7 protein-coding genes are annotated in these 15,765 nt (G+C 60.4%); 1 reads left to right on the forward strand and 6 read right to left on the reverse strand.

Translation table 11 applies throughout. The features are described from left to right. Positions 1-74 precede the first annotated feature (74 nt). The 6 genes from FGF54_RS20490 to FGF54_RS20515 form a co-directional block, all read right to left on the reverse strand. Complete coding sequence (locus FGF54_RS20490) at positions 75-5,261, reverse strand: S-layer family protein (protein ID WP_142780943.1); 5,187 nt, start codon at positions 5,259-5,261, stop codon at positions 75-77. A gap of 195 nt (positions 5,262-5,456) precedes the next feature. Further along, positions 5,457-6,614, reverse strand: coding sequence for a UDP-galactopyranose mutase (gene glf / locus FGF54_RS20495; protein ID WP_142780944.1), 1,158 nt, complete (start codon positions 6,612-6,614; stop codon positions 5,457-5,459). Between the two features lie 102 nt (positions 6,615-6,716). After that, on the reverse strand, positions 6,717-8,678 hold the full coding sequence (locus FGF54_RS20500) for a tetratricopeptide repeat protein (protein ID WP_168208201.1): 1,962 nt from the start codon (positions 8,676-8,678) through the stop codon (positions 6,717-6,719). A gap of 303 nt (positions 8,679-8,981) precedes the next feature. Continuing rightward, positions 8,982-9,947 carry a glycosyltransferase family 2 protein gene (locus FGF54_RS20505; protein ID WP_142780946.1) on the reverse strand — a complete coding sequence of 322 codons (966 nt, stop codon included), beginning with the start codon at positions 9,945-9,947 and terminating at the stop codon, positions 8,982-8,984. Positions 9,948-10,041: 94 nt separating this feature from the next. Next, positions 10,042-12,984: an S-layer family protein gene (locus FGF54_RS20510; RefSeq protein ID WP_142780947.1), complete on the reverse strand. Its 2,943-nt coding sequence runs from the start codon at positions 12,982-12,984 to the stop codon at positions 10,042-10,044. Positions 12,985-13,793: 809 nt separating this feature from the next. Next, a complete protein-coding gene (locus tag FGF54_RS20515) occupies positions 13,794-14,693 on the reverse strand; it encodes a LysR family transcriptional regulator (RefSeq protein ID WP_142780948.1) in 900 nt (299 codons plus the stop codon). Between the two features lie 119 nt (positions 14,694-14,812). Between FGF54_RS20515 and FGF54_RS20520 the strand changes: the two genes are divergently transcribed. Next, on the forward strand, positions 14,813-15,745 hold the full coding sequence (locus tag FGF54_RS20520; protein WP_142780949.1) for a VOC family protein: 933 nt from the start codon (positions 14,813-14,815) through the stop codon (positions 15,743-15,745). The last annotated feature ends 20 nt before the right edge of the window (positions 15,746-15,765 follow it).

A 15,765-nucleotide genomic window follows, 5' to 3' on the forward strand; every position in this document is an offset into this window, starting at 1 on the left:
GGCGAAATGGCGGCTGCCATCAGGCGATGGCAGCTATCCCGGCCCGGTTATTTCCCTCTATTCGCAGGTTAAAGTCAGACGTCCAGATACGACAAAATGGTTGCAGCGACGTCAGACGCCTCCTGCGTTTCACTCGAAGCCTGCACTGAGGTGCTGGTCGCGCTATCCTGGGTCGAAGCCGTCTCGTCGGTGGTTGAGATCAGGGAGGCGATATCCTGGACAGAGCTGTTGGTGGTCTTGGCGCTGTTCAAGGCCGTAACCTGCGCCGATGTCATGGCGGCGACCTGGCCTGGCGTGAAGGCCGCCGCCTGGGATGCCGTCAGGGCAGCGAGCGTGCCCGTGCCCAATCCCGAGATCGCGCTCGAACTCAGGCTGATGATCTGCTCGGTGGAAAATGCCGTCAGGTCGTCGCCGCCAAGCGCGGCTGCCTGCAGCGCGTTGAGGACGCTGACCTGTGACAGTGACAGCGCTCCGATTTGCGCGGACCCCATTGCCGCGACCTGACCGTAGCTCAGCGAAGCCACCTGGCCTGTCGTCAAAGCGGCGATTTCCTGAGAAGACAGGGAGGCTACGACGGTGGCGGACAGTCCCTTTATCGCCGTCGAACTGATGGCGGCGAGTTCCCCGGTGGAGAATGTATCCAGATCATCCGCCGACAACCCCGCAAGTCCGGCCGAACTCAATGCGGCGATCTGGCTGGTGGAGAGTGCTTCGATCTGGTCCTTGCCGAGGGCATTGATCTGATCGCTGGTCAATCCGGCGACGCCAGCCGTGCTCAGGGCCGCAACCTCGGCGGTGGAAAGAGCGGCGATAAAGTCCGTGGACAGTCCCTTTATCGCGCTTGAGCCGATAGCCGCGAGTTCCTCCGTCGAGAAGGTTTCCAGCATCTCCGCGGACAGGCCCTTGAGCGCATCCGAATTCAGCGATGCTATCTGCCGGGTGGATAATGTCTGGACCTGTTCAATGCTCAACGCGCCGGTCTGTGCGCTGCCAAGGCCTGCAATCGCCTTGGCGTCCAGAGCCGCTATCTGGCTGACGGAAAGGGAGGCGATGTCGGCCGTATTCAGGGCCGCAACCTGTTTGGAGGTGAGGGCGCCGATCTGGGCATTGGTCAGCGCGCTTACCTGACCGGTGCCGAGAGTCGCGATCTGATCCGTGGTCAGGCCCGGTATTGCCGCCGCGCCCAGAGCGGCGATCTGAGCGGTCGTCAACGAAGCGATCGTCGCTGTCGACAGGCCCGAGACCGCATTCGAACTGATGGCAGCCAGCTCGGCGGCAGTGAATGTATCGAGATCGCCGGCGCTGAGGGCCGCGATCTGTTTCGAACTGAGAGTGCCGATCTGACCACTGGTCAGGGCCTCGACCTGCACGGTGTCGAGGGCCGTGATCTGATCGGTGGTCAGGCCCGCCGTGCCCGCCGTGCTGAGGGCGGCTATCTGGGCTGCCGAGAGCGAGGCGATACTGGCGACGCTTAGAGCCGCAACCTGCTTGGAGGTGAGGGCGGCGATCTGGGCGCTGGTGAGGGCATCCACCTGACCGGTGCCGAGGGCCGCGATCTGGGCGGTGGTCAGGCCGGGTACTGCGGCCGCGCCGAGGGCGGCGATCTGCGCCGTCGTCAGCGAAGCGATTGCCGCTGTCGACAGGCCCGAGATTGCACTCGAGCTGATGACAGCTAGCTCGGCGGCGGTGAATGTATCAAGGCCACCGGCGCTGAGGGCCGCAATCTGTTTTGCGCTGAGGACGCCGATCTGAGCACTGGTGAGGGCCTCGACCTGAGCGGTGTTGAGAGCGGCGATCTGATCGGTGGTCAGGCCCGCTATGCCCGCCGTGCTGAGAGCGGCTATCTGGGTTGCCGAAAGCGAAGCGATGCTGGCCACGCTGAGGGCGGCAACCTGTCTGGAGGTGAGGGCGCCGACCTGAATACTGATCAGGGCGTCGACTTGATCGCTCGTCAGGACTGCGACCTGCCCGGTGTTCAACCCTCCAACGCCAGCCGCGCTCAAGGCTGCGACCTGGGCCGTGGTCAACGACGCTATGGTCTCCGTTGACAAGCCCGGGATGGCATTTGAACTGATCGCGGCAATGTCCTTGGTCGAGAACGTTGCCATGTCGTCCGTACCCAAGACCGCAATCTGTTTCGAGCTGAGAGCACCGACCTGTGTGTCGGTCAAAGCCTCGACCTGCGCGGTGTCGAGGGCTGCGATCTGGTCAGTGGTCAGGCCCGTTATGCCCGCCGTGCTGAGGGCGGCTATCTGGGCTGCTGAAAGCGAGGCGATGTCAGCCACGCTCAAGGCCGCAACCTGTTTTGAGGTGAGTGCCGCGATTTGGGTACTGGTCAGGGCGTCCACCTGATCGCCTGTCAGTGCTGCGACCTGTCCGGTGCTCAGCCCACCAATGCCAGCCGTACTCAGCGCTGCGATCTGCGCTGTCGTCAGCGACGCTATGGTTTGGGTGGACAAGCCCGGGATGGCATTCGAACTGAGGGCGGCAATGTCCTTGGTCGAGAACGTCGCCATATCCTCCGCGCTCAGGACCGCTATCTGTGTCGAGCTGAGAGCGCTTACCTGGGCGCTGGTCAAGGCCTCGACCTGCGCGGTGCTGAGGGCGGCGATCTGCGCGGTGTTCAACGCACCGATGCTTTGCACGTTCAGGGCGGCAATCTGCGCTGTCGTCAGGGAGGCGACGGTCTCTGCCGACAATCCAGCGATCGCACTGGAACTGATCGCGGCGATATCCTTGGTCGAGAATGTCGCAATGTTATCCGCGCTCAAGGCGGCGATCTGTTTCGAGCTGAGAGCGCCGACCTGGGCGGTGGTCAAGGCTTCGACCTGGGCGATACTCAAGGCGGCGATCTGTGCGGTGCTCAATGCACCGATGCTTTGTACATTCAGGGCGGCAATCTGGGATGTCGTCAGGGAAGCGAGGGTTTCTGCCGACAGTCCTGCGATTGCGCTGGAAGTGATCGCGGCGATGTCCTTGGTTGTGAATTTCGCCAGATCGTCTGTCCCCAGCTGCGAAATCTGTGTGGAGCCGAGATTGACGATCTGCGCGCTCGTTAAGGCTTCGGCCTGGCTGGTGGTGAGGGTCGCCAGCTGCTGCGCGCTTAGTCCCGTAATGCCCGCAGCGCTCAGGGAGGCGATCTGGGCTGTCGAAAGAGCGGCTATGTCGTCTGTGCCGAGGGTGGCAATTTGTGCCGCGCTCAACCGCGCCATCTGCTTGGTCGACAGCCTGGAAACCTGATCGGTGCTGAGGGCGGCGATCTGGCCGGTCGAAAGTCCCAGGATGCCGGAGGTGCTCATTGCCGCAAGCTGGGCCACGGAAAGCGATGCTACATTGTCCGTGCTCAATGCCGCAATCTGTCCCGAGCCGAAAGCCGCGATCTGGGCCGTGGTCAGGGCCGCGAACTGATCGATGTTGAGGGCCGCAACCTGATCGCTGGTCAGGCCCTTGATGCCCGATGTGCTCAACATGGCCGTTTGGCTGGTGGACAGGGCGGCCACATCGTTGCCCAGGGCGGCGACCTGAACCGAGCTCAACGCCTTGATCTGCGCGGTGGATAGAAGGCTGACCTGATTGCCGCTCAGGGCTTCGATCTGATCGGAAGTGAGGCCGGCAATGGCGCTGGTGGTGAGGGCGCCGATCTGAGCCGTGGTGAAGGCCGCGATAACATCGGTGTTCAAGCCCGACATGGCTTTATTCGTGATCGCTGCGATATCGGCGGTCGAGAATGTCGCCAGATCCTCGATGCTCAGGGCTGCGAGCTGCGCTGAACTCAGGGACTTCACCTGCGCCGGAGACAGGGCCTCGACCTGCTCGGCGCTCAGAACTTCGATCTGATCGGCCGTCAGGCCGGCAATGGCGCTGGTGGTCAGGGCGGCGATCTGAGCGGTGGACAGCGCCGCGATTGCATCCGCGCTCAGGCCGGACATGGCTTTGCCGGTGATCGCCGCGATATCGGCGGTCGAGAATGTTGCTATGTCCTCGGCGCTCAGGGCGGCAAGCTGGACCGAGCTCAGCAACTTCACCTGTGCCGAGGACAGGGCCTCGACCTGCTGGGTGCTGAAGGCTTCGATCTGGTCGGCTATCAGGTTTGCGACCACGCCGGTGCTGAGAGCGGCAATCTGAGCGGTTGACAGGGCCTCGATCTGAGCAGCGCTCAAGGCCTGGAACTGCGCTACGCCGAGGGCGTTCATCTGGGCCGTGGTCAATGCGGCGATCTGCTCTTTGGTAAGCATGCTGATCGTCTCCGTGCCCAGACGGGGCATGGCTTTGCCGGTGATCTCCGCTATATCGGCGGTTGAGAATGTCGCGATGTCCTCCGCGCTTAAGGCCACGAATTGCGCCGCGCTCAGCGACCTCACCTGTTCCGGCGACAGGGCTTCGACCTGGCTGGTGCTTAAGGCGGCAATGTGCGTCGTCTTGAGTGCGGCAATCTGCGCCGTCGTCAATGCGGCGATCTGGGCGGTGCTCAGGGTTTCGATCTGGTCGATCGTCAGGCCGGCAATCGTGCTTGCGCTGAGGGCGGCGATCCGATCCGGGCTAAACGCTGCGATTGCCTCGGTGCTGAGACCCGGCATGGCCTTGACGGTAATCGCCGCGATGTCGGCGGTTGAGAATGTCGCTATATCGTCCGTGCCGAGGGCAGCGAGTTGCATCGAGCTCAGCACTTTGACCTGCGCCGGCGACAGGGCTTCGGCCTGTTCCGGGTTCAGGACCGCGATCTGGTCGGTCGTCAGGCTCGCAACGGCGCTTGTGCTCAGGGCCGCGATCTGATCCGGGGTCAGCCCTGCGATCACCTCTGTGCTCAAGCCCGGCACGGCTTTGCTCGTGATCGCGGCGATGTCGGCGGTTGAGAATGTTGCTATATCTTCCGCGCTCAGGGCGGCAATTTGCGTCGCATTGAGGGCGCGCACCTGAGATGAGGTCAAAGCCTCCGCCTGTTCCGTCGTCAGGGCATGGAGCTGGGTGGTGGTGAGCGCAGAAATCTGGCTCGAATTCAGGCTTTTGATGGCGTACTGATCGAGAATATTGAGCTGATCCAGCGTCAGGCCAACGATGGCGCCCTGCGAAATGGCGCTCAACTGTTGCGAGTTGAGGACTTTGACATCCTCCACATCCAGTGCCGCGATCTGCGCCGACGAGAGCGCTTTGATCTGCGTTGTGGAAAGCGACGCCACGTCGTCGGTTGTCCAGGCTGCGACCGCCTCTGTCGAAAGATATCTGATCTGATTGACGTTCAGGGAAGAAATGATCGACGTCATGTCTGAAAAATCCTAAAGTCCAGGCCCAACAGGTGGATTTTCCGCCCGAGCCCCCGGAGGGGCATCGGTTACTCAGGTCCACCATTTTTCAGATGTTGAGTACGCAATCGGGCTTGCCTGAACCTGAAGTTGCTACGCTTCGCCCGCCGGAGCGTTAATTGCTTGCATTCATGGAAGAGAACGGACGGGCCTGTCTCAGACGGGCGAATGCAGAAATGCCGGCATGGGAGCGCCCTCCGCTCGCCGGGCGAGATAGAGGCGGGCGGTGTCGAGCGCCTCGCGAATGGTCGCATCCATGTCGAGATAACGATAGGTCCCGAGCCGCCCGACAAAAGTTACCGACGCTTCCCGTTCGGCGCGCGCCACATATTCGGCGAGCTGTTCTTTGTCCTCGACCAGCCGGATGGGATAGTAGGGAATGTCCTGCGGGCCGCATTCATGGGAGAACTCCCTGTAGCAGACGGAGCCGGTATGGTCTTCCCACGGAGAAAAGTGCTTGTGTTCGGTGATGCGGGTAAAGGGCACCGAAGCGTCGCCATAATTCATCACCGCGCAACCCTGGTAGTCGCCGTCATAGGTGAAGCGTTCGAAGTTGAGCGTCCGATATGCCAGACGGCCGAATTCGAAGTCGAAATAGCCGTCGAGCGGACCGGAATAGAAGACGTGTGCAGAGGCCGGCGCTTCGGCGCGCTGGAAATGTGTGCCAAGTTTGACGCTGATATTCGGATGATCGAGGATGCGTTCGATCATGTCCGTATAACCGGTTTCCGGCATGCCCTGATATTTGTGGAAGAAGTAGTTGTCGTCATAGTTGAAGCGCACGGGCAGGCGTTTCAGGATCGAGGCCGGCAGTTCCGTCGGCGAGCAGCCCCATTGTTTCTCGGTGTATCCCTTGAAGAAGGCCTCGTAGAGATCGCGACCGACGAAGCGCAGCGCCTGCTCCTCGAAGGTCTGTGGATCGGTAATCGACTTGTCGGCCTTTTCCTCGATGAAGGCTCTGGCTTCATCGGGCCGGAAATTCTTGCCGAAGAACTGGTTGATCGTGTGCAGATTGACCGGCAGCGAATAGACGCGCTCGCCGCTCGTCGTTTTGACTCGGTTCTTGTAAGGCATGAATGTCTGAAAGCCGTTCACATAGTCCCAGACTTCCTTGTCGTCGGTGTGGAAAATATGCGGACCGTAAACATGCACCATAACGCCGGTCTCACCATCGCGTTCGGTGTGGCAATTGCCGGCAATGTGATCGCGGGCATCGATGATATCGACCCTGTGGCCTGCCAGCGCCAGCTCCCGGCCGATGACCGCGCCGGAAAGCCCGGCGCCCACAATCACAATTCTTTCGTCCGCGAACATTGGTAATCAGTCCCGTTCATACGTCGCCCGGCGGGCGGTCGAGATTTGCATCGAAGAAGTGCCGCGCAGCGCATGCCCCGGCCGGTTGAGACTATCCCGTGCTCAGTTATCCGGTTTCCGCCAGAGGCGATTGTCATAGGGAATTGGCGAATAGTCGTGCCATTGAGAGAGCTTCTTGAGATAGCGATTGCGATAGCTCTGCTCGTCTTCGAACTCTATGTTCTCGAAAACGGCTTCCGCGCCCAGCTCGTAATAAAGATCGAGATTGCTAAGATCCGGCACCGGCGTCTCGCCGCGTTCGCATTCGCCCTGCATTTGCCAGAACAGCTCTTCCAGACGGCGCGCCAGAGCGGGAATATCCCGCAATACGCTGGTATCCCGCTGCCGGGCGATCGATTCTCTGACCTCCAGAAGCTTCTTCCTGTCGCGTTCGAAGCCGATGGCGCGGGCGACATAGTCTTCCGGCGAAGAGCAAATCATTTCCGGAACACCCGCTGCGGTGACGATGCTGCCGCAGAAGCGTGCCGCAAATGTCTTGCCGGACATGGTGAGGACGGGCAGGCCGGATGTTATGGCGTCCGCGGCTGTGGAGTGCGCGCCATAGGGGAAGGTGTCCAGAAACAGATCGGCAACGCCGATACGGGCGATATGCTGCGGGTTCGGAACCTTCGGCGCAAAGACGAGCCGGTCAGGTGAGACGCCGCTTTTTTCTGCGATGGCCTGCAGGTGCTGATTGACGTCTTCATCGCCCGCCAGCAGCCATAACAGGCTGCCCGGCGTCTGCGACAGGATCGTCATCCATCGCGCAAAGCAGCTTTCGGTAATCTTCTGCATGCCGTTGAAGCTGGCATAGACGAACGCATCCTCCGGCAATCCGACCTCGGCCCGGCTTGGCCGGGCGGCGATGGGCCGCTTGCGGTCGAGTGGCTGGTCGCAGGCGATGCGCAGGACCTTTTCGGAGTAATAGATGTCGTTCTCCGGCGGGATCATGTAACCGTCCGAAATCAGGTAATGATGGAACGGGCTTCCCATCGATCCGGGGTAACCGCAGAAACTGACGATGACCGGCGCGGGGCGATAGGCGAAAATCTTCGTGCGCGCGTCCTTGGTGTAGCCGTTCACGTCGATCAGAATATCGATTTCGTCGGAGATGATCTGCGAGGCCGCAGCGGCATCGTCCAGGCCGTGGATATCCCGCCAGCAATGGACCGCTGCCTTGATCCGCTCCTGCGTGCTGTCCGTGTTGCGGACGTTACCGCAATAATAGGCGAAGACCTCAAGGCTGTCCTTGTCATGCAATTCCAGAACCTCACAGAGAGCGAAGCCCACGGCATGATCGCGAAGATCCGACGAGAGGTAACCGACGCGCAGCCGCTCACCGGTTCCGGACTTCAGCTTCGGCGACCTGCGCGGAAAACGGCTGAGGTCCGGCCGCGTGCCGACCACCGTTTTGCTGTAGCGATATGCCTTGGCCAGCTGGAACATCGGATCGTCGGCATAACAGCTCAGCGTCAGCGAGGACATCGCATCGAGCATTTTGCGCGCAGGGATATGGCTTGAGGGTGCAAGCACCGGCCACTTGCACTGGCGCTGCCGCAACGACACCCAGTGCTGGCCTGCCTCCGGCAATTCCGGACGCAGCTCGAATGCCTGTAGCAAGGCGGTTTCAGCGTCCTCGAGCTTGCCGGCGCCTTCGAGAACCCGGCCGATGTTCTGCAGGGCCATGTGCCGATGCCCGATCGCTTCGGCGTCGAGGTGCTTCGTCGTTTCGGCATAATGCGACCACTGTTCCACGGCCTGGCCGATCAACCCGCTATCTTCGAGGACACGACCGAGATTGATGTAACCGGGAGCGAATTGCGGATTGGCCTTCAAACAGGCGCGGAACGCCTGGACGGCGCCCGCGCGGTCGCCAAGCTGGCTGAGCGCAACGGCATAGTTGAAATAGGCGAGATGAATGACGGGATTGTTGTCGTTGAACGCAACCCAGGTCTTGTAGAGTTCCGCAGCCGCGCCTCGCTGACCGGCAGCACTGAGCGCCTCGGTTACGCTCAGCAGATCCATGAGACTCATCCGCTGGTTCCGCGCAAGATCAAGGGCGCTGGGAGCGGCGGCGTCGTTTGAAGGTGAGACGGGATTGGCGGTCATGACATCCTGCGGCAAGCGACAAAGGGTCGAAGATAAGAACAGCCTGTTGATGGGCCGTCCTTAGCTATCCCAGGTAACTTGCCTGTGGCTGGATGTGTTTGAAGCAGGGTTGCTTGCTCAGAACAGCCGATGACGTGGTCGAGGGAAGTTTCCTCCCGGTCAGGCGTCGGGTTCCGGGAGATTGATGCTGTCATGCCGCAGTAAGGATCGCTCACATCTCTAACGATGGGAGTATTTCATTCTGTAGCTCGCCAGCGCGATTGACGGGTTGATCCGATAGACACTGTCGAAGTCTTCATCCGTGAAGTATTGATATGAATGTGCGACATATTCGCGGAAAAGACCGTGCAGGTCCTGCCGCATCTGCTTGGCCGCCCATTCCAGCAAACCCGCCTTGAAGACGATGAAGATCGGGTAATATTTTGCCCTGAAGATCGGATTGTCCAGGAAAAGCTTCTCGATGTCTCTCAGCGCCGCGAACATCTCAAGCCGGCGCTCGTCGAACGTGCTCGTATGCTGCTCCCGCCCCGGGACGAGGCGGTGTGTTGTCAGGCTGCTGTTAATGGCCAGAAACCGTCCGGCATTCATATAGGCCGCCCAATGCGGCAGGATATCTTCGTTGATCCGCGCCGTGGAGAAGCGCCAGCTCGTCCGGCGAATGAAAGATGTCCGCAGTATCTTGTTCCATGGGTAATTGATCGTCACCAGGAATTGCGCGGTCGAGTCGAGGTCGATCATTGCGCTGTCGCGGCTGCCGAGGACGCTATCCCAGATGTTCTTGTCGATAGGCGCCATTTCTCCGGCAGGACCATCGGCCGTTCTCAGCACGCTATATCTGAATGCGGCGACATCGATATTCGTCTCATCCATCAAGGGCAGAACGGTATCGACGGCTCCTTCATGCAGGAGGTCGTCAGCATCGTGAAACAGGCAATATTCGCTATCGATGGTCGCCAGCGCCCTGTTGCGGGCAACGCCCGGCCCGGTGTTCGTCTCGCTGCGCATCAGCCTTATATTGGCGTGCCGCGCGATGTATTGCTCGACGATGTCGCAGGTATTGTCGGTGGAGGCATCGTCGACGACGACGATATCCATCTCGGTTTCATTGCGCAGAACACTGTCGAGTGTCTCGCCGATAAGACTGGCCATGTTGTAGGCCGGGATGATGACGGATATTTTTGCCATGACAGATACTGAATGTCCTTCTGGGGCATTCTGCAATTAAAATGTTACGACGCGGCCTGAGCCGCGTCGTCGGTTTCGTCGGGTCGTTTAAGGCTTATACTGCCCTGTAGGCTTTGATGACCGCCTCGACCTGTGCATCGTTCATTGTGCTCAGCTGCTGGGCTGAGAGTGCACCGGCCTGGCTGCTGCTGAGACCAGCGATGGCAGCGGTGGAAAGGCCTGCGATGGCATTGGCGCTGATGGCCTTGATCTCGTCGGTCGAGAAGAGGCCCAGTTCAGTGCTGTTCAGGGTCGCGATCTGCGCGGAGCTGAGGCCGGAGACCTGATCGGAGTTGAGGGCCGCGATCTGGTCGGTCGACAGGGCTGCGAACTGCGCCGAGGAGAGCGCTGCCGCCTGTGCTTTGCTGAGGGCGGCGACGTTGCCGGTGCTCAGCTTGCTGGCGTCGATACCGGCGAGAGCCTTGGTGCTGATCGCCTTGACCTCGTCGGTCGAGAAGGTGGCAAGGCTGTCGGAGGACAGAGCGTTAAGCTGCGTCGAAGACAGGCCGGCGATCTGCGTCTTGGTCAGAGCGGCGGCGTTTTCAGTGCCGAAACCAGCCAGGGTAAGACCGGCGATGGCGGTGGCGCTGATGGCCTTGATTTCATCGGTCGAGAACAGAGCCAGTTCAGCGCTGCTCAGGGTCGCAATCTGAGCGGAGCTGAGACCGGAGACCTGCTCCGAACCGAGGGCCTTGATCTGATCGGTCGACAGGGCCGCGAACTGTGCCGAAGAGAGCGCTGCCGTCTGTGCTTTGCTGAGGGCCGCGACGTTGCCGGTGCTCAGCTTGGTGACGTCGAGGCCGGCGAGGGCCTTGGTGCTGATCGCCTTGATCTCGTCGGTCGAGAAGGTGGCAAGGCTGTCGGAGGACAGGGCGTTCAGCTGTGTCGAAGACAGGCCGGCGATCTGCGTCTTGGTCAGTGCAGCGGCATTTTCGGTGCCGAGACCAGACAGGGTAAGGCCGGCGACAGCATTGGCGCTGATGGCCTTGATCTCATCGGTCGAGAACAGTGCCAGCTCGGCGCTGCTCAGGGTTGCGACCTGAGCGGAGCTGAGGCCGGAGACCTGATCGGAGTTGAGGGCTGCGATCTGGTCGGTCGACAGGGCCGCGAACTGTGCCGAGGACAGTGCCGTGATCTGCGTTTTGCTGAGGGCAGCGACGTTGCCGGTGCTCAGCTTGGTGACGTCGAGGCCGGCAAGGGCCTTGGTGCTGATCGCCTTGATCTCGTCGGTCGAGAAGGTGGCAAGGCTATCGGAAGTCAGGGCGTTGAGCTGTGTCGAAGACAGGCCAGCGATCTGCGTCTTGGTCAGTGCAGCGGCATTTTCGGTGCTGAGAGCAGCGAGCGCTGCTGCGGAAAGGCCAGCAACGGCGTTGGCGCTGATCGCCTTGATCTCGTCGGTCGAGAACAGTGCCAGCTCGCTGCTGTTAAGGGTCGCTACCTGCGCGGAGCTGAGGCCGGCGACCTGATCGGAGTTGAGGGCCTTGATCTGGTCGGTCGACAGGGCTGCGAACTGTGCCGAGGACAGTGCTGCGGCCTGCGTTCTGCTGAGAGCGGCGACGTTGCCGGTGCTCAGCTTGCTGGCGTCGAGGCCGGCAAGGGCTCTGGCGCTGATGGCCTTGATCTCGTCGGTGGAGAAGGTGGCAAGGCTATCGGAAGTCAGGGCATTAAGCTGCGTCGAAGACAGGCCGGCGATCTGCGTCTTGGTCAGTGCAGCGGCATTTTCGGTGCTGAGAGCGGCGAGTGCAGCGGCGGAAAGACCGGCAATGCCGTTAGCGCTGATCGCCTTGATCTCGTCGGTCGAGAACAGTGCCAGTTCGCTGCTGCTGAGGGTCGCGATCTGTGCGGAGCTAAGGCCTGCGACCTGATCGGAGTTGAGGGCTGCGATCTGGTCGGTCGACAGGGCTGCAAACTGTGCAGAGGACAGTGCCGCCGCCTGTGTTCTGCTCAGCGCGGCAATATTTCCGGTGCTCAGCTTGGTAACGTCGAGGCCGGCAAGGGCCTTGGTGCTGATCGCCTTGATTTCATCGGTGGAGAAAGTGGCAAGGCTCTCGGAAGACAGGGCGTTGAGCTGTGTTGAAGACAGGCCGGCGATCTGCGTCTTGGTCAGGGCGGCGGCGTTTTCAGTCCCGAGACCAGCCAGGGAAAGGCCGGCGACTGCATTGGCGCTGATGGCCTTGATTTCGTCGGTCGAGAACAGTGCCAGCTCGCTGCTGTTCAGGGTTGCGACCTGAGCGGAGCTGAGACCGGCGACCTGATCGGAGTTGAGGGCCTTGATCTGGTCCGTCGACAGGGCTGCGAACTGTGCGGAAGAAAGCGCCGAAATCTGCGTTCTGCTCAGGGCGGCGATGTTGCCGGTGCTCAGCTTGCTGACGTCGAGGCCGGCGAGGAGCTTGGTGCTGATGGCCTTGATCTCGTCGGCGGAGAAGGTGGCAAGGCTATCGGAAGACAGGGCGTTAAGCTGCGTCGAAGACAGGGCGGCGATCTGAGACTTTGTCAGGGCGGCGGCGTTTTCGGTGCTGAGAGCAGCGAGCGCGGCTGCGGACAGGCCGGCGATGGCGTTGGCGCTGATGGCCTTGATTTCGTCGGTCGAGAACAGCGCCAGTTCGCTGCTGTTCAGGGTCGCAACCTGTGCGGAGCTGAGACCGGCGACCTGAGCCGAGTTGAGAGCCTTGATCTGGTCGGTTGAGAGGGCGTCGATCTGGCTGGTATAAAGCGCCGTAACCTGAGACGCCGACAGACCGCTGATCTGAGCCGAGCTCAGCTTTGCGATCTGGGTCAGCGTCAAGCCCTTGAAGGCGCTTACCGAAATGGCCCGGAGATCTTCAGAGCTGAAAAGAGCAAGGTTATCTGTGCTCAAAGAAGCGATCTGAGACGACGAGAGGGCCTTGATCTTGGTGCTGTCCAGCGCATTCACGTCTTCCGAGGTTAGGCTGGCGATCGTGGAGGTGGAAAGCTTGGAAATCTGCACAGCAGACAGTGAGGAGAGAATCGAAGTCATGAACGTGTCCTTTACCGGATGGCGACTGGTCACGCCTATCTGCTGCCAGACACTGCCCGTGATGACAGCGGTCCGACATCCGCAAATAAAGCGAAATTGTGGAGAACATGGCTCATGTGAACCTGCGCTGGAAACGCATCATGCAATTCGAGCCGGAGAAGGGGGCCCGGATTTTCCACGCTAGCTTGTGCGAATGCCGCTTAATAATTTCTGCCGCTTAAGATTTTCGCGACGTGCGTGTCATATCAGGCCAACATTTAAAGCCTAGTTAATATTTGGAGGCGGTGCATTTTATTCTTGATGTTTGCGTATCTTAGAGTCTTATAGAGTATAAAATTACGAAGCTAACTATCGATTCGATCAGCTTCCACTGCGGGCAATCAGACGTGGTCGCTCCCGGATAAGTAGTATCTGTTTGGAGGGGCGAGAGCGCAAGGGTTTGATCGTTATTTTCGTCTAAAACTGTCCTGCGATGCTTGCCGGGAGCTGACCCACCTATGTAACGGCTGCCAGAATCGGACAATGCTTTGCTTTGTCGCCTTTATTTCGGGCGCCGTGTAGTTGGTTTTTTCGAAGCGGAAGCTGTTATTTCCGGTTTCCGGGCCACGGCAATGCTTCGGACGGACAGGCACGGGTCTCGCGATGATTCGGCGACGCCATTCAAGAAATCGGATATCGAAAGCGACGGGTCGTTCCCGTCATCGACCATCCATCCGGTGCCGTGAAGGAACAATCCCGATCTTGGTGCGCGGGCCGTGGCGGTGCGTGAATTTGTGACCGCCCCATGCCGGAGAAAGCGTGGCGCGGGCCTAGTCCAGCATTACCATATGTGCCGGCAACTGCTCTTCGAAGAATTTCGAGAACGTCGCGATGCGGGGCGGCAGCGCCTGATACGGCGGATAATAGAGTGTCAGCCAGAGTTCGGGCGGCGCCCAGCCGGGCAGGACATGAACGAGCCGGCCGCTGCGAATATGTTCGGCGATGTGAAATCCCGGCAGCATGGCCACACCGGCGCCTTCCGCCGCCATATCGGCCAGAACCTCACCGCTATTGGCGCTGAATGCGCGGCCGGCCGAGATGGCGATGCTCGATCCGCCGTCCGACAGGACCCAGTTCTCCCGCCGGCTTTCACCGCTATAGGCAAGGCAATCGTCAGGGGTCAGTTCGCTCGGATGTCCCATCTGCGTAAACCGGCTGCCCGGGGCCGCCACCAATATTCTTGGCACGGCCCTGATCTTGCGCCAGATGGTGAATTTGTCCGATGGGGCAGACGAAATGCGGATCGCCAGATCGTAGTCGTCATCCACGATATTGATCAGGCCGTCCGAGAGCGAAATCTCGAAGCACATTTTCGGATAGAGTTCCCGGAAGCCGGACAGGATCGGCGGCAGCACCGTCTTGCCGAGCCATGTCGGCGCGCTGATCCTCAGACGCCCTTCATCGGCCTTATGGGCGTTGCGGACATCGCGCCGGGCATTCTCCAGCGCCTCGACCGCCGGCTGGATCTGTGCGGCGAAGACGGCGCCGTCGGTCGTCAACGACACCTGGCGGGTGGTGCGGACAAACAATTGCACACCGAGATCATCTTCAAGCGCGGCAATCGCACGGGTGACGGCAGCCGCCGTCATGCCCAGTTCGCGGGCGACCTGCGCGAAGTTGCGCTTTTCGGCCGCCATCAGAAAGGTTTTGAGAGCTTTATGATCGTTCATCGCCATTATTTCAAAAATCGCAATTCATTCGAGAAAAATATTGCAATTCCGCGATGCAATCAAGCGGGTTACATCTTTGTCCATCGAAACGGACACACCAAAGACGAAAGGCGCCGACGATGATCAAGGATATCAAGGGCCTGCACCACGTCACCTCCATGGCGTCGGATGCGCGGCAGAACAACAGTTTCTTCACCGATACGCTCGGCCTGCGCCGGGTGAAGAAGACCGTCAACTTCGATGAACCCAGCGTCTATCACCTTTATTACGGCGACGAAAAGGGAACGCCCGGCACGGTCATGACCTATTTTCCCTTCGCCAACATGATGGCCGGCCGTCCCGGCGTCGGCGAAGTGGGTGAGACCCAGTTTTCCATCCCGAAGGGTTCGCTGGGTTTCTGGAAAGAGCGTCTCCTTGCCAAAGGCGCCGCCGGCATTCAGGCTGACACGGTCTTCGGCGCCAATCGCCTGCGCTTCACCGGTCCCGATGGCGATGGCCTTGCACTGATCGAAACAGGCGATGACGCCCGTGCTGCCTGGCTGGCCGAGGGAATTTCCGAAGACAACGCCCTACGCGGTTTCACCGGCGCACGTTTTAATTTGCATGACACTGCCGCAACCGAAGAACTGCTGCGTTTCATGGGTTATGAGCGGACTGACGTTGAAGGCAATGTGACGCGCTTCGTCATTCCCGGCGGCAACGGGGCAGATACGATCGATCTTGCAGCCTTGCCCAAGACACCCTTTGCCCGGTCGGGAGCAGGCTCGGTCCACCATATCGCCTTCGCAGTCGAAAACCGCGAGAAGCAACTGGAAGTGCGCAAGGCGCTGATGGATACGGGTTATCAGGTCACCCCCGTCATCGACCGCGATTATTTCTGGGCGATCTATTTCCGCACGCCGGGCGGCATCCTGTTCGAGATCGCCACCAATGAACCCGGTTTCGACCGTGACGAGGATACCGCGCATCTGGGCGAAGCGCTCAAGCTGCCGAACCGCTACGAGCCTTTCCGCAATCAGATCGAGGCGAACCTCGCTCCGCTTGCAGCATAAAGCGGGTCTCTGATCCGCAT

Origin of the sequence: Agrobacterium sp. T29 (genome assembly GCF_006970545.1) — a bacterium.
Lineage (GTDB): Bacteria > Pseudomonadota > Alphaproteobacteria > Rhizobiales > Rhizobiaceae > Agrobacterium > Agrobacterium leguminum.